Annotated in this window: 20 protein-coding genes; 4 read left to right on the top strand and 16 right to left on the bottom strand. The window is 70.1% G+C overall.

Annotated elements, in window-relative coordinates; all coding sequences use genetic code 11:
- Window positions 1-13: 13 nt before the first annotated feature.
- The 3 genes from rpoZ to mihF form a co-directional block, all read right to left on the bottom strand.
- Window positions 14-340, bottom strand: coding sequence for a DNA-directed RNA polymerase subunit omega (rpoZ, locus tag QGN31_RS09545; RefSeq protein WP_008258195.1), 327 nt, complete (start codon window positions 338-340; stop codon window positions 14-16).
- A gap of 73 nt (window positions 341-413) precedes the next feature.
- Window positions 414-1,085: a guanylate kinase gene (gmk, locus tag QGN31_RS09540; protein ID WP_085976452.1), complete on the bottom strand. Its 672-nt coding sequence runs from the start codon at window positions 1,083-1,085 to the stop codon at window positions 414-416.
- An 88-nt stretch (window positions 1,086-1,173) separates the two neighbouring features.
- A complete protein-coding gene (mihF, locus tag QGN31_RS09535; RefSeq protein ID WP_007171927.1) occupies window positions 1,174-1,488 on the bottom strand; it encodes an integration host factor, actinobacterial type in 315 nt (104 codons plus the stop codon).
- Window positions 1,489-2,122: 634 nt separating this feature from the next.
- Between mihF and QGN31_RS09530 the strand changes: the two genes are divergently transcribed.
- Both QGN31_RS09530 and QGN31_RS09525 read left to right on the top strand, forming a co-directional pair.
- Window positions 2,123-2,545 carry a TOBE domain-containing protein gene (locus QGN31_RS09530; RefSeq protein ID WP_008258197.1) on the top strand — a complete coding sequence of 141 codons (423 nt, stop codon included), beginning with the start codon at window positions 2,123-2,125 and terminating at the stop codon, window positions 2,543-2,545.
- A 99-nt stretch (window positions 2,546-2,644) separates the two neighbouring features.
- Window positions 2,645-3,727: an IS110 family transposase gene (locus QGN31_RS09525; protein ID WP_438362663.1), complete on the top strand. Its 1,083-nt coding sequence runs from the start codon at window positions 2,645-2,647 to the stop codon at window positions 3,725-3,727.
- A gap of 355 nt (window positions 3,728-4,082) precedes the next feature.
- On the opposite strand, the gene pyrF is transcribed toward QGN31_RS09525, so the two are convergent.
- From pyrF to pyrR, 7 genes are read right to left on the bottom strand one after another with little or no spacing between them, the layout of a single operon-like run.
- Entirely contained in the window at window positions 4,083-4,907 is an 825-nt protein-coding gene (gene pyrF, locus QGN31_RS09520) for an orotidine-5'-phosphate decarboxylase (protein ID WP_008258199.1), read from the bottom strand.
- Window positions 4,904-8,269, bottom strand: coding sequence for a carbamoyl-phosphate synthase large subunit (gene carB, locus QGN31_RS09515; RefSeq protein ID WP_014942476.1), 3,366 nt, complete (start codon window positions 8,267-8,269; stop codon window positions 4,904-4,906). The genes pyrF and carB overlap by 4 nt, the downstream gene beginning before the upstream one ends.
- Window positions 8,269-9,405, bottom strand: coding sequence for a glutamine-hydrolyzing carbamoyl-phosphate synthase small subunit (gene carA / locus QGN31_RS09510; protein ID WP_043955097.1), 1,137 nt, complete (start codon window positions 9,403-9,405; stop codon window positions 8,269-8,271). Before carA ends, carB begins: the two co-directional genes overlap by 1 nt.
- Complete coding sequence (locus tag QGN31_RS09505; RefSeq protein ID WP_014380487.1) at window positions 9,402-9,917, bottom strand: PH-like domain-containing protein; 516 nt, start codon at window positions 9,915-9,917, stop codon at window positions 9,402-9,404. Before QGN31_RS09505 ends, carA begins: the two co-directional genes overlap by 4 nt.
- On the bottom strand, window positions 9,914-11,206 hold the full coding sequence (locus QGN31_RS09500; protein ID WP_014942478.1) for a dihydroorotase: 1,293 nt from the start codon (window positions 11,204-11,206) through the stop codon (window positions 9,914-9,916). The genes QGN31_RS09505 and QGN31_RS09500 overlap by 4 nt, the downstream gene beginning before the upstream one ends.
- Entirely contained in the window at window positions 11,203-12,162 is a 960-nt protein-coding gene (locus QGN31_RS09495) for an aspartate carbamoyltransferase catalytic subunit (RefSeq protein ID WP_008258204.1), read from the bottom strand. The genes QGN31_RS09500 and QGN31_RS09495 overlap by 4 nt, the downstream gene beginning before the upstream one ends.
- Window positions 12,159-12,731, bottom strand: a complete 573-nt coding sequence (gene pyrR, locus QGN31_RS09490; RefSeq protein ID WP_043955100.1) for a bifunctional pyr operon transcriptional regulator/uracil phosphoribosyltransferase PyrR — start codon at window positions 12,729-12,731, stop codon at window positions 12,159-12,161. Before pyrR ends, QGN31_RS09495 begins: the two co-directional genes overlap by 4 nt.
- Before the next feature lie 433 nt (window positions 12,732-13,164).
- On the opposite strand from pyrR, the gene QGN31_RS09485 reads away from it, so the two are divergent.
- Together QGN31_RS09485 and QGN31_RS09480 are read left to right on the top strand one after the other, a co-directional pair.
- On the top strand, window positions 13,165-14,379 hold the full coding sequence (locus QGN31_RS09485) for a serine hydrolase domain-containing protein (RefSeq protein ID WP_014385276.1): 1,215 nt from the start codon (window positions 13,165-13,167) through the stop codon (window positions 14,377-14,379).
- Window positions 14,380-14,392: 13 nt separating this feature from the next.
- On the top strand, window positions 14,393-14,932 hold the full coding sequence (locus tag QGN31_RS09480; protein WP_014942480.1) for a GNAT family N-acetyltransferase: 540 nt from the start codon (window positions 14,393-14,395) through the stop codon (window positions 14,930-14,932).
- Here the strand turns inward: QGN31_RS09480 and QGN31_RS09475 are convergent, their stop codons facing one another.
- From QGN31_RS09475 to QGN31_RS09450, 6 genes are read right to left on the bottom strand one after another with little or no spacing between them, the layout of a single operon-like run.
- Entirely contained in the window at window positions 14,933-17,647 is a 2,715-nt protein-coding gene (locus tag QGN31_RS09475; RefSeq protein WP_014942481.1) for a fumarate reductase/succinate dehydrogenase flavoprotein subunit, read from the bottom strand.
- Complete coding sequence (locus QGN31_RS09470; protein ID WP_008258209.1) at window positions 17,644-18,393, bottom strand: ABC transporter ATP-binding protein; 750 nt, start codon at window positions 18,391-18,393, stop codon at window positions 17,644-17,646. The genes QGN31_RS09475 and QGN31_RS09470 overlap by 4 nt, the downstream gene beginning before the upstream one ends.
- The gene (locus QGN31_RS09465) at window positions 18,390-19,247 is read right to left on the bottom strand and encodes an ABC transporter permease (protein WP_020822982.1); all 858 of its coding nucleotides are present in this window, start codon (window positions 19,245-19,247) and stop codon (window positions 18,390-18,392) included. Before QGN31_RS09465 ends, QGN31_RS09470 begins: the two co-directional genes overlap by 4 nt.
- On the bottom strand, window positions 19,244-20,632 hold the full coding sequence (locus QGN31_RS09460; protein WP_326544696.1) for an ABC transporter substrate-binding protein: 1,389 nt from the start codon (window positions 20,630-20,632) through the stop codon (window positions 19,244-19,246). Before QGN31_RS09460 ends, QGN31_RS09465 begins: the two co-directional genes overlap by 4 nt.
- 25 nt (window positions 20,633-20,657) lie before the next feature.
- Window positions 20,658-20,888: a 4Fe-4S dicluster domain-containing protein gene (locus QGN31_RS09455; protein WP_014942483.1), complete on the bottom strand. Its 231-nt coding sequence runs from the start codon at window positions 20,886-20,888 to the stop codon at window positions 20,658-20,660.
- Window positions 20,885-21,643 (bottom strand): GntR family transcriptional regulator, encoded by a 759-nt coding sequence (locus tag QGN31_RS09450; protein WP_043955102.1) that lies wholly within the window; start codon window positions 21,641-21,643, stop codon window positions 20,885-20,887. Before QGN31_RS09450 ends, QGN31_RS09455 begins: the two co-directional genes overlap by 4 nt.
- Between the last annotated feature and the right edge of the window lie 62 nt (window positions 21,644-21,705).

Raw genomic sequence — 21,705 nt, 5'->3', positions numbered from 1 at the left:
CGGCCCGGCCCTGTTACTCGCCCTCGGTGTGCTCGAGCAGGTCGCCGTGGATCTCGCGGAGCGCGATCGAGAGCGGCTTTTCCTGCAGCCCCGGCTCGACCAGCGGCCCCACGTACTCGAGGATGCCCTCGCCGAGCTGGTTGTAGTAATCGTTGATCTGACGGGCCCGCTTGGCCGCGTAGATGACCAGGGCGTACTTGCTCGAGACCCGGTCCAGCAGCTCGTCGATGGGCGGGTTGGTGATGCCCAGCGGGGTGTCGTAGGCGCCCGGCGCCCCGGCGGACAGGTCGAACCGGTCGGGGACGGCGGCCAGCGCGGCGTCGGACTGCGGAATAGTCACTGAGGTCAATCTCCTCTACGTTCGAAGGCGGGCCAGAGCCCAAAACGGCTGATCGCCGGCGAAAAGTCGGTGCTCAATCTTGATTGGATGTGGTCTGGCTTTCGGTGTGGCCAGCCGGGTCGTGCCGGTCCGGGGCAGTTCCCACCAGCAAGGATACCAATTCGGCGCACGCAGACTCCAATCGACGGTTGACGACCACCCGGTCGAAGTCGTCACGGGCCGCCATTTCGATGCGGGCCGTCTCGAGGCGCCGCCGCATGACCTCCGGGGTCTCGGTGCCGCGGCCGACGAGCCTGGCCTCCAAGTCCTCCCAGCTGGGCGGCGCCAAAAACACCGTCAGGGCCTCGGGCATCGCCCTCTTCACGGCCCTGGCCCCGGCCAGGTCCACCTCGATCAAAACCGGGAATCCGCGGGCCGTGGCGTCGCGAACCGGCTCGGCCAGGGTGCCCGAGCGGTGCAGGCCCGCGTGAATTTCGGCCCACTCCAGCAGGGCGCCCTCGTCGATGAGCTGCTGGAAGCGGGCGGGGCTGACGAAGTGGTAGTCGACGCCGTCGACCTCGCCGGGCCGGGGCGCCCGCGTGGTGGCCGAGACGCTGAAATGCAGGTCCGGGACCCGCTCGCGCAGGCATCGGACCACGGTCGACTTGCCGACCGCGGAGGGACCGGACAGCACGACCACACGCCCCGCACGCGATGGTTCGGGACGTGCCCCGTGCTGGATGTCCGGTCCCCCGCCGCCGTTCATCGGCGCTCCCGGGCGGGTGCGCCCACGGCTCGGGTCGGTTTGCCCGCCTTCTCCTCAGGCCGTTCGGCCTGCATCGTCGGCGGCCGGGTTAGGAGCCGAACTTTTCCAGCAGGGCCTTGCGCTGACGGTCGCCGAGGCCGCGCAGGCGGCGGGTGGGGGCGATCTCCAGCTCAGTCATGATTTCCTGCGCCTTGACCTTGCCCACCTTGGGCAACGCCTCGAGAAGCGCCGAAACCTTCATCTTGCCCAGGACTTCGTCGGTCTCGGCGTCCTTGAGCACCTGGGTGAGGTTGGTGCCGCCACGCTTCAGCCGGTCCTTGAGCTCTGCTCGTGCACGACGTGCGGCAGCCGCCTTCTCCAACGCGGCCGCGCGCTGCTCGTCGGTCAACTGGGGAAGGGCCACGATTCCTCCGTATCTGATCAATCAATTTCAATCGATCTCATTTTGTCTCGCCGGTTCTTCTGCCAGCGGAGACGACCGTACTCAGGCCTCCTGACGAAATCTAACCCGCCCCCCTGCTTAACGGGGCAAACTCCCAGCATGCAACGGCGCGTGTCCCCCCAAAGCGGCCCGCCGCGCGACGTCGACGGCGCCCGCCGCGACGCCGTGCCGAGGGGCCCGGCGCGGCCCGTTTTGGGCCGTCGCCAAGCCATCTACCAGCGACTTTATCCGAAGGGGCCGTCGTGGGGTGCGACGACGTGGCCGTCCGGAAACGCGCCGGCGCGCACCCGGGCGGGGCGGTGCGAGGGATCACGCATTCGTCGCGGCGTGTCGCGCGTGTCGCGTTCGGCCGGTCAAAGGGCAGGCCAGCGGCGCCGCCCCGCGGCCGCGCGGGCCGCGGGGGTCCCGCGGGGTCGTGTGTGCCGCCCGGGCCCCACGGCGGCGGGCGTGTCACTTCCGCGGATTCGCGTCGGCGAGGGACGTGTCACCGCAGGAACGGGATCGTGGCCTGAGAGCGTTCCGTACCCGCGGGAAGGCGGCGGCCCCGGGCCGCGTATCAGCTAATCCGCGGTCGCGGATCGGATACCATCGGGGCGTGTCCAACCTGCGAATTCGCCAGGCGGCTGAGCTGCTCGGCGTCAGTGATGACACTGTGCGGCGCTGGATCAACCAGGGGGCGTTGGAGGTCAGTCACGACGCGGCCGGCCGCAAAGTGATCGCCAGCGAGGACCTCGCCCGCTTCTCCCGCAGCAACGCGCCCGCGCCGCCGGCCGACCCGCTCAGCATCGGCAGCTCGGCCCGCAACCGCTTCGTCGGGCTGGTCACCGCGGTGGTCAGCGACAAGGTGATGACCCAGGTGGAGATGCAGTGCGGCCCGTTCACCGTCGTCTCGCTGATGAGCACCGAGGCCGCCGAGGAGTTGCAGCTGCGTCCTGGCAGCGTGGCGGTGGCCGTCGTCAAGGCCACCACGGTCATCGTCGAAACGGCCCAGCCCAGCACGGCGCTGGCGTCGGACTAGACGGTATGAGGAGGCTGGGGCCTCGCCACATGTGAACGTGGGTTGCTGTCAGGAAGTTGGTCCTGGCCAGTAGAGCCACAGATGTGGATGGAGGCCCCAGTGAAGATTCAGCGTACGAGTGTTGGGTTGGATGTGCACGCCCGATCGGTGGTCGGGTGTGGGTTGGATGGGGATACCGGGGAGGTATTCGAGCGGCGGTTGACCCCCGACCGTGGTGAGATCGCAGCATGGCTAAGGGATCTTCCGGGCCCGGTGGCGGTGACCTATGAGGCGGGTCCGACCGGGTTCGGGTTAGCCCGGGCGTTGGATGCCGCGGGCATCGCCTGTGTGGTGGCTGCGCCATCGAAGTTGATTCGCCCGACGGGTGACCGAGTCAAAACCGATGCCCGCGACGCCGCGCATCTGGCGCGGTTGTTGCATCTGGGCCAGATCACCGAAGTGACGGTTCCCAGCATCGAGCAGGAAGCGGCGCGGGATTTGGTGCGGGCCCGCGAGGATGTCCGTGGGGATTTGATGTCTGCTCGGCATCGACTGTCGAAACTGTTGTTGCGCCAGGGGATCGTCTATTGCGGTGGACGAGCCTGGATCCGTGAGCATCAGCGGTGGTTGCGTCGGCAGCGGTTCGACAGTGCCGCGCTGCAGCTGGCCTACGACACCGCTTTCGACGCGATGCTGGCCACCCTCGAGCGCCGGGAGCGCCTCGATACCGCGATCGCCGAGATGGCCGCTGATTCGCGGTTCACCCCGGTGGTGACCCGGCTGGGGTGTCTGCGCGGGGTGTCCACGCTGACCGCGTTCGGGCTGGCCGTCGAGATCGGGGACTGGTCTCGGCTGACCGGGCGCAGTATCGGCGCCTATCTGGGGCTGGTGCCAAGCGAGTACTCCTCAGGAGCGACGCGAACCCAGGGCGCGGTGACCAAGACCGGCAATGGTCATGCCCGCCGCCTGCTCATCGAAGCCGCCTGGCATCACCGAGCCCCCTACCGGCCCGGCGCGGTGATGCGCCGCCGCTGGGATGCCGCATCCCCAGCCGCCCGCGCCCGCGGCCAGGCCGGCAACCGGCGCCTGCATGAACGCTGGATGCGATTCGATGAGCGCAAGAAACGCTCCGTGGTGGCCAACGCCGCGATCGCGCGTGAGCTGGCCGGATGGTGCTGGTCGCTGGCCGTCCTCGAGGACTAAGCGGCCCACAAACGTCCAGATGAGCAAGCAGATGTCGGCAAGCGTCTTGGAGTGACCCGCGTCGCCGCTATGAGCAATCACGTTGCACCACAACCGATCACGCTCGACATCTAGACAAGCGGACCGCTCCGACTCGAAAGTCCCGTCCTGCGGTAACCAACCCGCGTATATCAGACTGACACGCGTCGACACGACACGCTCGACACCTCAACGCTCATCTGGTCAACGAAGCGGCGGCCTCGACGACGGTTGCGGCCGCCGCTTCACCCTGCCCCTTGACAAAATGACTCACATATCAGCGGCGATCGCAAGCGCGGCGTAGCCGGGCGCAGCGGGTCGCCGCCATCGGACTAGCTCACACCGCCAGGTAGGCGACGGCGTCCAGCATCCGTTCGGCCGCCCCGCGCAGCTCCGCCACCCCCGGTCCGGCCCGCAGCACCTCGCGCGCGACCGCGGGCAGCAGCTGCCCCGGCTCGGCGCCGCCCAGCCCGGCGAGCGCCTCGGGCCGCCCGCCCTGCACCCCGAGGCCCGGCACCAGCACGGGCCCACCCAGGGCGCTGAGATCGGGCGCCTGCAGCACCGTCGCGCCCACGACGACGCCGACGTATCCGGGCCCGGACGGGGTCGCGGAGCGATTCACCACGGCCGCCTGGTCGACGACCAGCTGGGCCACCGTGCGGCCGTCGAAGGCGGCCCGCTGCACGGTCGCGCCCTCCGGGTTGGAGGTCGCGGCGAGCACGAACACCCCCCGGTCGTGCGCGGCAGCGGCTTCCAGCAGCGGCCGCAACGACCCGAACCCCAGGTACGGCGTGGCCGTCACCGCGTCGGCGGCCAGTGGCGAATCCCCCGCCCAGGCGGCGGCATAGGCGGCCATCGTGGTTCCGATGTCGCCGCGCTTGGCGTCGGCCAGCACCAGCACGCCGGCCGACCGCAGGGCCGCGATGGTGCGTTCCAGCACCGCGAATCCGGCCGCGCCGTACGCCTCGAAGAACGCCACCTGCGGCTTGACGACGGCGAAGCCGGAGAACGCCTCGATGCAGATGTCGCAGAACGCGGCCAGCCCGTCGGCGGTGGTGGGCAGCCCCCAGGCCCGCAGCAGCTCGGGGTGCGGGTCGATGCCCACGCACAGCGGTCCGCGTTCGGCTTTCGCGTCGCTCAGCCGGACCCCGAAGCCGGTCACCGGGCCCCGTTTCCGGGCAGGCCGCCCTGGCCGATCTGGCTGTGCAGCTCCTGCAGGCTGCGCACCCCGATGTCGCCGCGGATGCCCGCTTCGATGCCCTGCACCGCGGCCGACGCGCCCTGCACCGTGGTGACGCAGGGGATGTTGACCGACACCGCGGCCGAACGGATTTCGTAGCCGTCGATGCGCGGACCGGAATTGCCGTAGGGGGTGTTGATCACCATGTCGACCTCGCCGGCCTTGATCACGTCCACCGCCGACTGCGGGGGCCGCCCCGGCTGCGGGTCCTCGAAGTGCTTGCGCACCTCGTCGCACGGAATCCCGTTGCGGCGCAACATCTCCGCGGTGCCCTCGGTGGCGAGGACGCGGAATCCCAGGTCGGCCAGGCGCTTGACGGGAAACACCAGCGAGCGCTTGTCGCGGTTGGCGACCGACACGAAGATCGTGCCCCGCGCCGGCAGCGACCCGTAGGCGGCGGTCTGGCTCTTGGCGAACGCGCTGCCGAAGTCGCGGTCGATCCCCATCACCTCGCCGGTGGACTTCATCTCCGGGCCGAGCAGCGAATCGATGGCGGCGCCGTCGATGCGGCGGAAGCGGTGGAAGGGCAACACCGCCTCCTTGACGGCGATGGGGGCGTCCAGCGCCGCGTGTGCCCCGTCCCCGGACGCCGCCAGGAGCCCCTCCTCGCGAAGCTGGGAGATGCTGGCGCCCAACATGACCCGGGCGCACGCCTTGGCGAGCGGGATCGCGGTGGCCTTGGACACGAATGGCACCGTGCGGCTGGCCCGCGGGTTGGCCTCGAGGACGTAGAGCACGTCGTCCTTGAGCGCGTATTGCACGTTCAGCAGCCCCACCACGCCGATGCCGTGCGCGATGGACTCGGTCGCGCGGCGCACCTTCTCGATGTCGCTGCGGCCCAGCGTGACCGGCGGCAGCGCGCAGGCCGAGTCGCCGGAGTGGATGCCGGCCTCCTCGATGTGCTCCATGATGCCGCCGATGTACACCTCGGTGCCGTCGCAGAGCGCGTCGACGTCGATCTCCACGGCGTCTTCCAGGAAGCGGTCGACCAGCACCGGGTGTTCGGGCGAGAGCTCGGTCGCGCGGGTGATGTAGCCCCGCAGCGTCTCCTCGTCGTAGACGATCTCCATGCCGCGACCGCCCAGCACGTAGGACGGGCGCACCAGCACCGGGTATCCGATGTCTTCGGCGATCCGGCGGGCCTGGTCGAAAGTGGTTGCGGTGCCGTACTTCGGCGCCGGCAGGCCGGCCGCGGTCAGCACGTCACCGAACGCGCCGCGGTCCTCGGCCAGGTCGATGGCTTCCGGCGGGGTGCCGACGATCGGCACGCCGGCGTCGGCGAGGCGTTGCGCCAGCCCCAGCGGGGTTTGACCGCCGAGTTGCACGATCACCCCGACCACCCCCGGCCCGTCCCCGGCCGATTGTTGCTCGGCGCGGAACACCTCCAGGACGTCCTCGAAGGTGAGCGGTTCGAAGTACAGCCGGTCGGCCGTGTCGTAGTCGGTCGACACGGTCTCGGGGTTGCAGTTGACCATCACGGTCTCGAAACCGGCCTGGCTCAACGTCGTTGCCGCGTGCACGCAACTGTAGTCGAATTCGATGCCCTGCCCGATCCGGTTGGGGCCCGAACCCAGGATCAGCACCTTGGGTTTCTGGGTCTGCGGGGCCACCTCGGTCTCGGCGGCGGGGTCGAGCTCGTAGCTGCTGTAGTGATACGGCGTCTTGGCCTCGAACTCGGCCGCGCAGGTGTCGACGGTCTTGTACACCGGGTGCACGCCGAGGCGCTCGCGCAGCGAGCGCACCCCGTTCTCGCCGGCCAATTCCGGTCGCAGCGCGGCGATCTGGCGGTCCGAAAGCCCGTTGTGCTTGCCGCGCCGCAGCAGGTCGGCGTCGAGGACCGGGGCGGCGATCAGTTCGGCGCGCAGCGTGATCAGCTCGCCGATCTGCGCGACGAACCACGGGTCGACGCCGCTGGCCTCGGCGACGCGTTCCACCGAAGCGCCCAGGCGCAGCGCGAGTTCGATGTCGTAGAGGCGGCCCTCGGTCGGGGTACGCAGCCGGGTCAGCACCTCCTCGACGTCGCCGTCGGGGTCCGGCTTGGTCCAAAAGCCCGTGCGGCTGGTCTCCAGCGAGCGCATCACCTTGCCCAGCGCCTCGATGAAGTTGCGGCCCAACGACATTGCCTCGCCGACGGATTTCATCGTGGTGGTCAGGGTGGGATCGGCGCCCGGGAACTTCTCGAAGGCGAACCGCGGGGCCTTGACCACCACGTAGTCCAGGGTGGGCTCGAAGCAGGCCGGGGTCTCCTTGGTGATGTCGTTGACGATCTCGTCGAGGGTGTAGCCGATGGCCAGCTTGGCGGCGATCTTGGCGATCGGGAAGCCGGTGGCCTTGGACGCCAAGGCGCTTGACCGCGACACCCGGGGGTTCATCTCGATGACGATCAGCCGGCCGTCGGCCGGGTTGATCGCGAACTGGATGTTGCAGCCCCCGGTGTCCACGCCCACCTCGCGCAGGATCGCGATGCCCAGGTCCCGCATCCGCTGGTATTCGCGGTCGGTCAGCGTCATGGCCGGCGCGACGGTGACCGAATCACCGGTGTGCACGCCCATCGGGTCGAAATTCTCGATCGAGCACACCACGACGACGTTGTCGTTGCCGTCGCGCATCAACTCGAGCTCGAATTCCTTCCAGCCGTAGATCGATTCCTCGATGAGCACGTTGGCGCTGGGGCTTTCGGCCAGCCCCGCGCCGGCCATCCGGTCGACCTCCTCGACGGATCGCGCCATCCCCGAGCCCAGGCCGCCCATGGTGAAGCTGGGTCGCACCACCACCGGCAGGCCCAGCTCCTCGACCGTCTCGCGGACCTCTTCCATGGTGAAACACACTCGGCTGCGGGCGGATTCACCGCCCACCTTGGCGACGATGTCCTTGAACATCTGCCGGTCCTCGCCGCGCTGGATGGCGTCGAAGTCGGCCCCGATGAGCTCGACGCCGTGGCGCTCCAGCGCGCCGTTCTCGTAGAGCGCGACCGCGGTGTTGAGCGCGGTCTGCCCGCCCAGGGTGGCCAGCAGGGCGTCGATCTTGTTGCCGCGCTCGGCCTGCTGGGCGATCACCTTCTCGACGAATGCGGCGGTGATCGGCTCGACGTAGGTGTGGTCGGCGTACTCCGGGTCGGTCATGATGGTCGCCGGGTTGGAGTTGACCAGGCTGACCTCCAGGCCCTCGGCCCGCAGCACCCGGCAGGCCTGGGTGCCCGAGTAGTCGAACTCGCAGGCCTGACCGATGACGATCGGCCCGGAGCCGATCACCAGGACGTGACGCAAATCGGCGCGACGCGGCACTACCGCCCCCTTCCGCGGTTTGGGGCCGCCATCAATTCGATGAATTGGTCGAACAGGTAATTCGCGTCGTGCGGCCCGGCGGCGGCCTCGGGATGGTATTGGACCGAAAAGGCCCGCCCGTCGGCGAGTTTGACGCCCTCGACCACTCCGTCGTTGGCGCACGTGTGGCTGACGATCGCCTGGCCGAACGGCGTGTCGAAGGACTGTCCGGCCTCCCCCTCGAGCGCGAAGCCGTGGTTCTGCGCGGTCACCGCCACCCGCCCGGTGGCGTGGTCGATGACCGGGATGTTGATGCCGCGGTGACCGAACACCATCTTGTAGGTGGACAGGCCCAGCGCGCGGCCCAGGATCTGGTTGCCGAAACAGATGCCGAACAGCGGGATTCCGGCGCCCAGCACCTCGCGGGTCACCGCCACGATGTGGTCGGCGGTGGCCGGGTCGCCCGGGCCGTTGGACAGGAACACGCCGTCCGGTTTGATGTCGGCGATCTGCCGGTAGGTCGCCGAGGACGCCAGCACGTGGGTGCGGATGCCGCGGCGGGCGAAGTTGCGCGGCGTGTTGGTCTTGATGCCCAGGTCCAGCGCGGCCACCGTAAACCGGGGTTCCCCTTCGGGTTCCACGATGTAGGTGTCCGGCGTGCTGACCTCGCCGGCCAGGTCGGCGCCCAGCATGGACTGCTGGCCCCGCACCCGCTGCACCAGCTCGTCGGGGTCGGCGAGCGCGTGCCCGGAGAACACGCCCGCCTTCATCGAGCCGCGGGTGCGCAGGTGCCGCACCACCGCCCGGGTGTCGATGCCGGCGATCCCGACGACGTGCTGGCGGATCAGTTCGTCCTCCAGGGTGCCGGTGGCCCGCCAGTTGGACGGACGCGGCGAGGGATCGCGCACCGCGTAGCCGGCGACCCAGATCTTGTCGCCGCGGCTCTCGGCGTCCTCGTCGTTCCAGCCGGTGTTGCCGATCTGCGGCGCGGTGGCCACCACGATCTGGCGGTGGTAACTGGGATCGGTCAGCGTCTCCTGGTAACCGGACATGCCGGTGGAAAACACGGCCTCGCCCAGTGTTTGGCCGATCTTGCCGAACGGGGTGCCGGTGAAGACGCGGCCGTCTTCGAGTACCAATAGGGCCTTACTGCTCACGCGACCTCATTCTCCTGGCCATCCCGTTCCTCCAGCCACGGGTCGTAGTCGTGGCGGTGATCCGCCCGGAAACCGGTGTCGATCTCGACGCCCGACGGCAGCCGCCAGCGGATCGCCAGAATGCCGATCCGGGCCGGCCTGACCGCCATTCCGCGCTCCATGCGGATGGCCGTGATCGAGTCCTGTGGAATCCAAATCGGGTGGGCCCGCAGGCGTTCCACCATTATGCCCCCGGCGTAGCGGGTCAGCACCGCTTTGCTGCGGTAACCGAGATCGCCCGCCGCGATCCGCTCGTTCCAGCCCGGCGCCATCATGGACCCGCAATAGTGGCCGCGGGTGGTGATGCTCGCCGCACCGACCTGGTCCGGGATCTGCGGCAGGTCGCCGATCAGCTCCGCCTGCCGCTGCGCGCGGCGCTGCCAGCTGCGCATCATCAGCTGGATCACCACCGTGATCACCACCACCAGCACGGCCGCGAAGATCAGCGACCCCACCAGCGTGCCCGAATTCATGCCGGGCACTTCCCGTCTCGGCAGGTGACCTTGCCGCGCAGCAGGGTCGCGGTCACGGTGGCGGGCAGGGTCATCGCTTCGTAGGGCGTGTTGGCCGACCGGCTGGCCAGGTCGGGCCCGGCGACGGTCCAGGAGGCGTCGGGGTCCACCACGGTCAGGTTGGCCGGCTCCCCCACTTCCAGCGGCCGGCCGTGATCGGGCAGGCCCACGATGCGCGCGGGGTTCTCGCTCATCACCCGGGCGAGGCCACGCCAGGTCAGCAGCCCCGGGATGACCATCGTCTGCACGACGATCGACAGCGCCGTCTGCAGTCCCAGCATGCCGGGCCGCGCCGCGGAGAACTCCACGCACTTCTCGTGCTCGGCGTGCGGGGCGTGATCGGTGGCCACGCAGTCGATGACGCCGTCGGCCAGCGCCTGGCGCAGCGCCACCGCGTCGGCGGCCTCGCGCAGCGGCGGGTTGACGCGGTTACGCCCGTCGTAGCTGGACAGCCGGCTGTCGTCGAGCATCAGGTGGTGCGGGGTGACCTCGGCGGTGATCGAAATCCCTTGATCCTTAGCCCATTTCACGATCTCGACGGTGCCCGCGGTGGAGGCGTGGCAGATGTGCACCCGGGCGCCGGAGTCGCGCGCCAGCAGCGCGTCGCGGGCGACGATGGATTCCTCGGCGGCCCGTGGCCATCCGGACAGGCCCAGCCGGGCGGCGGTGGGTCCCTCGTGGGCGACGGCGCCGACGGTCAGCCGAGGCTCCTCGGCATGCTGGGCGACGAGCACGCCCAGCCCGGTGGCGTACTCGAGGGCGCGGCGCATCACCAGCGGATCGTGCACGCAGATGCCGTCGTCGGAGAACATCCGCACCTGCGCGGCCCCGGCGGCCATCATGCCCATCTCGGTGAGCTCCTTGCCGGCCAGCCCGACGGTGACCGCGCCCACCGGGTGCACGTCCACCAGGCCGACCTCCTGGCCCCGATGCCAGACGTGGTCGGTGACCACCGGGCTGTCGGCGACCGGGTTGGTGTTGGCCATCGCGAACACCGCGGTGTAGCCGCCCAAAGCCGCGGCGGCCGAACCGGTTTCGATGTCTTCGGCGTATTCGCGGCCCGGCTCACGCAGGTGGGTGTGCAGGTCGACGAACCCCGGCAGCAGCACCTGGCCCGTCGCGTCGATGACGTCGGCGCTGTCGGGGATCTTCAGGCCCGGGCCGATCTCGGCGATCTGACCGTCCTCGGCCAGGACGTCGACGCGGTCGCCTTCGCCGTACAGCCGAACCCCGCGCAGCAACACGCTCATGCGGCCCCTTCGCTTCCAGCCGACTCGGCACCCACCAGCACGTGGAACAGCACCGCCATCCGCACGTGCACACCATTGGAAACCTGTTGCAGCACGGCCGATTGCGACGAATCGGCCACCGATGACGCGATCTCCATGCCGCGCAGCATCGGCCCGGGGTGCAGCACCACGGCGTGCCCGGGCAGCATCGCCTGGCGGCGATCGGAAAGCCCGTACAGGGACGAGTATTCGCGCACCGACGGGAAGAAGCCGCCGTTCATCCGCTCGGCCTGCACGCGCAGCATCAGCACCGCGTCGGCGGCGGGCAGCTCGGCGTCGAAGTCGTTCGACACCGTCACCGGCCAGCCGTCGACGCCGACCGGCAGCAGCGTCGGCGGTGCCACCAGCACCACTTCGGCGCCCAGGGTGTGCAGCAGCATGACGTTGGAGCGGGCGACCCGGCTGTGCAGGACGTCGCCGACGATCACGACCCGCCGGCCCTCGATGCCGCCGAGCCGCTGGCGGATGGTGAGCGCGTCCAGCAGCGCCTGCGTCGGGTGCTCATGGGTGCCGTCGCCGGCGTTGATCACCGAGGGGCCGGAATCGCCGCCGGCGCGTGTCCATTCGGCAAGCAGGTGCGCGGCCCCCGACGCCGGGTGCCGGATGATCAGCGCATCGGCCCCGGCGGCCCGCAGCGTCAGCGCGGTGTCGCGCAGCGACTCGCCCTTGCCCACCGACGATCCGGCGGCGCTGACGTTGATCACGTCGGCGCTCATCCACTTGCCGGCCACCTCGAAGGACACCCGGGTGCGGGTCGAGTTCTCGTAGAACATCGTCACGATGGTGCGGCCGCGCAGCGTCGGCAGTTTCTTGATCTCGCGGCCGACCAGCGCCTGGGCGAAGCGGTCGGCGTCGTCGAGGATGGCGGTGGCGTCGTCGAGGCTCAGGTCCCCGGCGGCAAGCAGGTGTCGGGTCATCGCGAGATCACCACCCCGTCGTCACCGTCGCTCTCCCGCAACAACACGTGCACGCTCTCGGTGCGTGAGGTGGGGACGTTCTTGCCCACATAGTCGGCGCGCAGCGGCAGTTCGCGGTGGCCCCGGTCGACCAGCACCGCCAGCTGCACCACCCGGGGGCGGCCGACGTCGCGCAGCGCGTCCAGGGCGGAGCGCACCGAGCGGCCGGAGTAGAGCACGTCGTCGACCAGGATCACCAAGGCGTCGTCGATGCCGCCGGCCGGGATCGAGGTGGCTTCCAGCGGCCGGGGTGGTTTTTGCATCAGGTCGTCGCGGTACAGGGTGATGTCCAGCGCGCCGCGGCCGACCTCGACGCCGCTGTATTCGCCGATGTTGCCGGCCAGGCGTTCGGCCAGGATCACGCCGCGAGTGGGGATGCCCAGCAGCACGACCCGCGGAGCGTCGGGGCCGTCGAGGGCCGTCTTTTCGATGATCTGGTGTGCGATACGGGAAATGGTGCGGCCCACGTCGGCCGCCGACATCAATTCCCGGGAATCACTGCCTGAGCGCGTGTCGCCCGCAGCACCCATACGAAACTTGACCTCCTTCTCCGCCTCACCGGACGGATCGTTAAAGGATGTCGACTGCACGGCAGCGTAGCACTTATTTCGGGGGCGGCGGCGCCGGCCGCGTGTGGCGCGCATCGCTCCCCGGTCGCGCTCGTCACACGCGTCCCACGAGTCTCTCCGGGGAGGCACACGATGTGTGCCCACCTCCCAGCGACAAGTTGCCGAGCGGCACCCGCCACGGGCGGCACCGCTACGGGCGGCACCCGCCACGGCCCGCGTCCCGGCCCGTTGTCGCTCGGAGGCGGGCAAAACACCCATCGCTTCGCCCAGTGTCGCGTGGGAGGAGAATCGGACGGTCCGTCGGCGCGCGTTGCGCCGCGTTCGCGCGCGTTGCGCCGCGTCCGTGCGCGGCGGCGCCGGTCGCGCGGCGGCGCCGGCCCGCTAACCTGACCGGGTGAATCGCTCGACCCTTGACGGCAACGCGGCCTCCGTCCGCGAGGTGTGCGACGCCGGCCTGCTCGCCGGCGCGGTGACGGTGGTATGGCAGCGCGGAGAACTGCTGCAGGTCAACGAGATCGGCTACCGCGACGTGGACGCGGGCCTGCCGATGCAGCGGGACACGCTGTTTCGCATCGCGTCGATGACCAAGCCGGTGACGGTCGCGACGATCATGAGCCTGGTCGACGAGGGCAAGCTGACGCTCAAGGATCCGGTCGTGCGCTGGGCGCCGGAGCTGGCCGGCGTGCGGGTGCTCGACGATTCGCATGGCCCGTTGGACCGCACCCACCCGGTGAACCGCGCCATCCTCATCGAGGACCTACTCACCCATACCAGCGGCCTGGCGTACGGATTCTCGGTGTCCGGCCCGATCGCCAAGGCCTACATGCGGCTGCCGTTCAACCAAGGCCCGGACGCGTGGCTGGCCGAACTGGCCAAGCTGCCGCTGGTGCACCAACCCGGCGAGCGGGTCACCTACAGCCACTCCATCGACCTGCTGGGCGTCATCGCTTCCCGCATCGACGGCAAGCCGTTCCATCAGGTTCTCGACGAACGGATCCTGGGGCCGGCGGGCATGACCGACACCGGGTTCTTCGTCACCGCCGAGGCGCGGCGGCGCGCGGCGACCATGTACCGGCTCACCAACGAGCACCAGCTGCAGCACGGGGTGATGGGCCCGCCGCACCTCACGCCGCCGTCGTTCTGCAATGCCGGCGGCGGGTTGTGGTCGAGCGCCGACGATTACCTGCGCTTCGTGCGAATGCTGCTCGGCGGCGGAACGATCGACGGTGTGCGGGTGCTCTCGGAGGAGTCCGTGCGGCTGATGCGCACCGACCGGCTGACCGACGAGCAGAAGCGGCACAACTTCCTGGGCGCGCCGTATTGGGTCGGCCGCGGCTTCGGGCTGAACCTGTCGGTGGTGACCGATCCGGCAAAAAGCACACCGCTGTTCGGACCCGGCGGCGTCGGCACGTTCAGCTGGCCCGGCGCCTACGGAACCTGGTGGCAGGCCGATCCCACCGCGGATCTGATCCTGATCTACCTCATCCAGAATCTGCCGGACCTGACCGTCGACGCGGCCACGGCCGTCGCGGGCAACACGTCGCTGGCCAAACTCCGCACGGCCCAACCAAGATTCGTCCGCAACACCTACCGCGCGCTCGGCCTCTAAAGGGCGCATCGCCATGCCCGACTACCCACCCGACCGCATCAACGGGCCGCGGCTGACCCTGCGCCTACCCACGCTCGACGACGCCGGACCGCTGTACCAGCGGGTCGCGCGCGATCCGCAGGTCACCAAGTATCTGCTGTGGGCACCGCATCCCGACGTCGCGGCGACGCGGCGGGTGATCACCGAAAAGCTCAACGCGGCCGCCGACGAGAAGACCTGGGTGATCGAACTGCGGCACCGCGGCGAGGTCGTCGGGCTGGCCAGCTGCCGGCGCACGGCGGCGCACTCGGTCGAGATCGGCTACTGCCTGGGCCGGCGGTGGTGGGGCAAGGGCCTGATGTCGGAGGTGCTCGGCATGCTGCTCACCGCGCTCGACGCCGATCGCGACGTGTATCGGGTCTGGGCCACCTGCAGCGTCGACAACGAACGCTCGGCGCGCCTGCTCGAGCACGCCGGCTTCTTCCTGGAGGGCCGGCTGGCCCGGCACGCCGTCTACCCCACCATGGGATCCGAGCCGCAGGACAGCCTGCTCTACGCCAAGATCCTGCGCTGACTAGCCGTTCTGCAGCGAGCCGTCGTGCTCCAGCGCCCGGCGCGCGTAGGCCCGCACGTCGGCGTCGCTGTCCTTGAGCGCGATCCCGAGCGCGTCGCGGGCGTCGGGTTCGGCCGCCCAGCGCGTCAGGCTGAGCACCGCCGCCTTGCGCACGTCCAGGTGCGCGTCGCTGAGCGCCTCGGACAGCTGCGGAACCGCGAAATTCGCGGCCGCGCCGGCCAGCGCGCGCGCCGCGCCTTCGCGCACCTGCCACGCCGGGGCCCGTAGCGCCTGCTTGACGGCGGCGTAATCGTCTTGGCCGCAACCAATCTCACCCAGCGCGGCGAGGCCGGCGGCACGGACCAACGGGTCGGTGTCGGCGACCAGCCCGCGCACCGCCCGGCTAGCTGGGGCTGCCACCGCCGCTAGCGTCGCCAGACCGGCGGCCGCGGCGATCCGGACCTCCCGGTTCTCGTCGCCGGCGGCGTCGACGACGCCCTGCACGTCGTCGACGGACACCAGCGCGCGCACCGCCTCGATGCGGACCCGATGATCGGCATCGGCGAGGGCGCGGCGGTAGTGGGCGCCGTCACCGGCGCGGCGTGCCGCCAGCACGTACAGCGCCGCCGCCCGCACCACGCGGTCGGCCGAATCCAGGTATTCCCGGGCCTTTTCGGGCTCGGGCAGCACCTCGACCAGTTCGCGGATCCCGTCGGCGCCGGTGCGGCGCACGGCCGCGTCGTCGTCGCCCAGCGCCGCCAACAGCGCGGGGGCGTACCCGTCGGGGATGTGCTCGGTCAGCGTGGCCACCGCGGTGCGGCGCACGCCGGGATCGGCGTCGGCGAGGTAGCGCGCCAGGTCGGCGACCGTCGGCTCCTCGAGCGCCAGCACCTCGGCGATGCGGGGCGAGGGCGGCTCGAAAGCCGTTGTCGCCGGGGCGATTCGGGACACCGCCGTGGCGGGCGCATGGCCGCCGATCAGCGGCGGCTCCTCCACCGGGTACACGGTCCGGTCGGTGGGCGGCAGGCCGTCCAGCTCCGGGACCGGCACGAAGTACGGCGCCACCGGCCGCTTGAGGAACACCATCTCGCCGCCGGCGTCCTTGCGAAGGTTGAGGTGGTAGCCCCACTGGGCGTCGTCGCGGCCGGGCAGATCGGCGCGGTCGTGATAGAGGCCCCACCGCGATTCGGTGCGGGTGTGCGAGGATCGGGCGGCCATCTCGGCGCAGTCCCGGATGAACGACACCTCCACCGCGCGCATCAGCTCGTGCGGGTTGCGGGCGCCCATCTCGGCGATCTCCTCGCTCATCCGCTCGAAGGTGCGGATCGCGAGCGACAGTTTGGCCGCCGTCTTGGGCGGGGCGACATAGTCGTTGACGAAGCGGCGCAGCTTGTATTCGACCTGCGGCTGCGGCGGCCCGTCGGGGTGGCGCAGCGGCCGGTAGATCAGCTCGTGCGCCTCGCGCACCTGGTCCTGCGGAAGCCGTTGCGGCGCGGCGACATCGGCCAGGGTGGACGCGGCGTGCGTGCCGGCGAGGTCGCCGAACACGAACGCCCCGATCATGTAGTTGTGCGGGACGCAGGCCATGTCCCCGGCGGCGTACAGGCCGGGCACCGTGGTGCGGGCCTGCTCGTCGACCCACACGCCGGAGGCGGAATGCCCACTGCACAAACCGATCTCGGAGATGTGCATCTCGATGTCGTGGGTGCGGTAGTCGTGGCCCCGGTTGGCGTGGAACGTGCCCCGGGTGGGCCGTTCGGTGGTGTGCAGGATGTTTTCCAGCGCCGTCAGCGTCTCGTCGGACAGATGCGTCACCTTGAGATAGATGGGCCCGCGCGCGGAGTCGATCTCGCTTTTGACCTCGGCCATCATCTGCCCCGACCAGTAGTCGGAGTCCACGAACCGCTCGCCGTGCGCGTTGACCTGGTATCCGCCAAAGGGATTGGCCACGTACGCGCACGCCGGCCCGTTGTAGTCCTTGATCAGCGGGTTGACCTGGAAGCATTCGATGCCCGACAGCTCGGCGCCCGCGTGGTAGGCCATCGAGTAGCCGTCGCCGGCGTTGGTCGGGTTCTCGTACGTGCCGTACAGGTAGCCCGAGGCGGGCAGCCCGAGCCGGCCGCACGCCCCGGTCGCCAGGATGACCGCCTTGGCGCCGACGGTGACGAACTCGCCGCTGCGCGTGTTCAGCGCCGCGGCGCCCACCGCACGGCCGCCATCCACCAGCACCCGCACCGGCATCAGCCGGTTCTCGATCCGGATCTTCTCGCGCATCGACCGTTGCCGCAGCACCCGGTACAGCGCCTTTTTCACGTCCTTGCCCTCGGGCATCGGCAGCACGTACGAGCCCGAGCGGTGCACCCGGCGCACGGCGTATTCACCGTGCTCGTTCTTCTCGAACTTCACCCCATAGCGCTCGAGACGCTGCACCATCGCGAAACCGCGGGTGGCGGTCTGATAGATGGTGCGCTGGTTGACGATTCCGTCGTTGGCGCGGGTGATCTCGGCGACGTAGTCCTCGGGTTCGGCCTTGCCGGGGATCACCGCGTTGTTGACGCCGTCCATGCCCATCGCCAGGGCGCCCGAGTGCCGCACGTGGGCCTTCTCCAGCAACAGCACCTGCGCGCCGTTCTCGGCGGCGGACAGTGCCGCCATGGTGCCGGCGGTGCCGCCGCCGATGACCAGGACGTCACAGTCGAGCCGGACCGGAGCCGCCGGGTCGGGAATCTGCATCATGGGACCTCCGCGTGGTTCAGCGCGGCGATGATCTGCGCGCGCAACTCCTGCTGTGGCCGGTCGCTGCGCGGCTCCGGCACCTCGATCGAGGCGCGCACCGGCTCACCGGCGCGGCCCAGCACCACGATGCGGTCCCCCAGCGCCAGCGCCTCGTCGACGTCGTGGGTGACGAACACGATCGTGGTCGGGTGGGTGCGCCAGGTGTCGATCAGCAGCCGCTGCATGGCGGCGCGCGTCTGGGTGTCCAGCGCGCCGAACGGCTCGTCCATCATCACCGCCCGGGGCGCCCCGGCCAGGCCCCGCGCGAGCTGGACGCGCTGGCGCATCCCGCCGGACAGGCTCTTGGGCAAATAGTTGCCGAATCCGGTGAGCCCGAGTTCGTCGATCCAGCGTTCGGCGGCGGCGCGCCGGCCGGCCCGGGGTGCGCCGCGCAGGCGCAGCGCCAATTCGATGTTGGACCGCACGGTGCGCCAGGGCAGTAATGCGTTGTCCTGGAACACCATTCCCCGGTCGCCCGAGGTGGTTTCGACGGGGTCGCCGTCGGCCAGCACGCGGCCGCCGTCGGGTAAGAGCAGGCCGGCCAGGGCGCGCAGCACGGTCGACTTGCCGCAGCCCGACGGCCCGGTCAGCACCAGGATCTCGCCCGGCCGCACCACCAGGCTCAGGTCGTCGATCACCGCAGGACCGTTGTAGGACAAGCGAACCCGGTCCAGCTCGAGGCCCATCCCGGTCTTGGTCGCGGTCATCGTGCGCCCTCCTGGGCGCGCGGCAGCCAGCGGGTCACGCGGCGGCCCACCAATTCGACGGCCGCCGACGTCACGAATCCCAGCACGCCGATGGTGATGATGCCGACGAACACCCGCGGGTAGGCCAGCACGGTGTAGTCCTGCCAGGTGCGGTAGCCGACGCCCAGGCGCCCGGAGATCATCTCGGCGGAGATCACGCAGATCCAGGCCACGCCCATGCCGACGGACAACCCGCCGAACACACCCGGCAGGATGCCGGGCAGCACCACCTGGGTGAGCACCTGCCAGCGGCCGCCGCCGAGCGTGCGCACCGAGTCCTCCCACAGGGTGGGCAGCGCGCGCACCGCGTGCCGGGTGGAGACCATGATCGGGAAATAGGCCGCCAGGAACGTGATGAACACGATGCCGGCCTCGTCGGTCGGGAACAGCAGGATGGCCACCGGCACCATGGCGATCGCCGGGATGGGCCGGGCCAGCTCCACCAGCGGCCCGAACACGTCGGCGAACAACCGCGAGCGGCCCAGCAGCACACCGGTCGCGACGCCGACGACGGCGGCCAGCCCGAACCCGGTCAGGATGCGGATCAGCGACTGCGCCAGGTCGAGCCAGTACTCGCCGGTGCCGAGCCGGCGGTGCAGCGCGTTGACGATCTCGGTGACGGTGGGCAGCGTGTCGAACCGCAGCAACAGCCGCACCTTGTCCGCGGTGAGCAATTGCCACACCCCGATCGCGGCGGCCACCGACGCCAGCCGCAGCAGCCGAGACTGCCACCGCGCCGCGATACGCCGGGGCCGCGCCACCGCGGGCGTCGAGACGACGCCGAGGACTTGATCGGCCACCACGTGGGCAGTCATACCGAACCTCCCAGTGCCTCTTGGTAATCCATGGCGACACCGCGCGGGTGACCGGCGAGGTACCGGTTCGCCCCGGCCGGGGTGCCGAACGGCAGGTAGTTCTGCCCGTCTTTGACCCAGAACGCCTTGTCGGCGAACCAGCGGGTGCCGAGCTCGGCGTCGGGAACGTAGGCGGCGCGGACCTTGGCTCCGCGGCTGACCGCGTCCCGCACGGCCTGCAGCAGCGCGGTCGGCGTCGCGACCGTCTGCGTGGCGTCGGCGCCGTCCAGCCACAGCTCGCTGGCCAGCGTGGGGTCGCCGCGCAGCGCCGACGGGTTGGCGGTGCGCGCCCGCGACGCCGCATAGTCGAGGCCGCGAGCGGTGAACACCGCGCGCAGCGGTTCGTCCACGACGAACTTCGCCACATCGAGATCGGCGAAGTCACCGATCGACTTCAGGTACGGCACATCGCTTTTCAGCGCCTCGACCAACGACGGCTTCAGCGTGGTGTCGAACGACGTGCCCCCGGGACCGTTGTAGAGGTAGACGACCTCCTGGGGCAGCCCGCTTTCCTTGGCCACGATGCGGGCGGCCTGCAGCGGCTTGTCGTTGAGGAAATCGGTGGCGTCCAACTGCGCCTGCAGGAAGGCGCCCAGCACCTCCGGGTGCGCCGACGCGTAGGAGCGGCGCACCACCACACCGTGCAGGGTGGGCAGGTTCAGCTCGGCCCCGTCGTAGAGCAGCTTGGCCTTGCCCTGATAGACCAGCAGCCCCGGCCAGGCGACGAATTGCGAAAGCGCCTGTACCTGACCGGATTCCAGCGCCGATGCCCCGACCTGCGGTTGCTGGTTGAGCACCTCGACGCCGGTGACGCCGGCCCTGCCCAGCGCGCGCACCAGCGTGCCGTGGCCGGCCGACCCGACGCTGGCGGAGACCTTGGTGCCGGCGAGGTCGGCCAGGCCCTTGGCGCGCGAATCCGGGGTCACCACCACCATGTTGAGGGCGCCCTTGGGGTTGTAGCCGGTGATGGAGACGATCTCGGTGCGGGCCAGCGGGTTGGCCTGCGTCTTGGAGCCGTTGATCAGCATCGGATAGTCGCCCATCGAGCCGATGTCGATCTTCTCGGCGAGCATCTGCGCGGTGATCGGGGCGCCGGTGTCGTAATCCTGCCACCGCACCGCGTATTTGGTGCCGGTGCGGGTGGTGATGTCGGCAAGGCGGTGTTCGAGGTAGCCCTGTGCGCGCAGCAGCGTGCCCGCGGTGACGGTGTTGATGGTCTTGGACTGGTATCCCACCACCACGTTGACCGCGCCGGATGACTGCGACAGGGATTCCAGCGAGCACCCGGAGGTGAACGCTGCGATCGCGATCATCACCGACGCCGGCCAGACGGCGTGTCGTCTCATCGAACGTCCTGGGGATAAACGCTTTTCAGCGAAGGAGATAGGGCATGTTGACGGTGACGGCGCCGGTCGGACAGCGGGCCGCGCAGGGGCCGCAGTACCAGCATTCGTCGACATGCATGAAGGCCTTGCCGGTCTCGGGGTTGATGGCCAGCGCGTCGAGCGGGCAGACCTCCACGCACAGCGTGCAGCCGTCGATGCAAAGCGACTCGTCGATCGTCACCGGCACGTCCGCGCGCGTGTTGTTGATCAGCGTCATGGGTTGCTCCTCGTTTCGGCTCGGACAAGATTGCCGCGCATGGTGATTCGGTCGCCTCGCATCCGGATGTACTCGAGGTCGACGGGGGTGCCGTCGGCAAGGCTGGTGAGGCGCTCCAGCATCAGCAGCGCCGCGCCGTCGGGCACCTGCAGCGTGGCCGCCGAGTGCGCGTCGGCGGGGATAGCCTCGAGCGCCAGCGCCGCCGAGCCCAGCCGCTGCCCGCTGACCTCCTCGATGAGCGCGAACAGGTCGTCGGTTTCCAGGGGATGGTTCAACACCTGCCTGCCGATGTCCGGGGCGAGGTAGGTGAGGTCCAGGCTGAGCGGCAGGTCCCCGAGGTAGCGCAGCCGCTCGACGAACACCGCCTGCTCCCCCGGTTTCAGCCGCAACCGGCGGGCCACCGACGGCGGCGCGGTGACCGGCATGGCCGCCCGCACCTCGTTGCGCACCTCGCCGAGATCCTTGAACGTTTCCTTCAGGCCCAGCAGCGCGTCGAGCCCGTGGGCGTACTTGCGCTGCGCGACGTGGGTGCCGACCCTGGGCCCGCGGTCGATCAGCCCCTCGTGCTTGAGGACGGTCAGCGCTTCGCGAACGGTGTTGCGCGAGACCGAGAACTCGGCGGCCAGATCGAGTTCGGCCGGCAGGCCGTCCGGGTAGGCATCGGCGTGGATCTGCTGGCGCAACACGTCGGCGACCCGGCGGGCGCGGCTGGCCCGCGAGCCTTGAACATCCCCGACGGGTACTGGTTGCGCCACGCCGCCACGCTAACGCAGCTCAGGGCCCCTTTCCGGGCCGCCGGGCAGCGTCGGCGACGGCG

It is taken from the genome of Mycobacterium sp. 2-64, assembly GCF_035918375.1.
GTDB lineage: Bacteria > Actinomycetota > Actinomycetes > Mycobacteriales > Mycobacteriaceae > Mycobacterium > Mycobacterium intracellulare.
The sequence above is the reverse complement of the archived record's forward strand: the minus strand, read 5'-3'. Positions and strand labels throughout refer to the sequence as shown.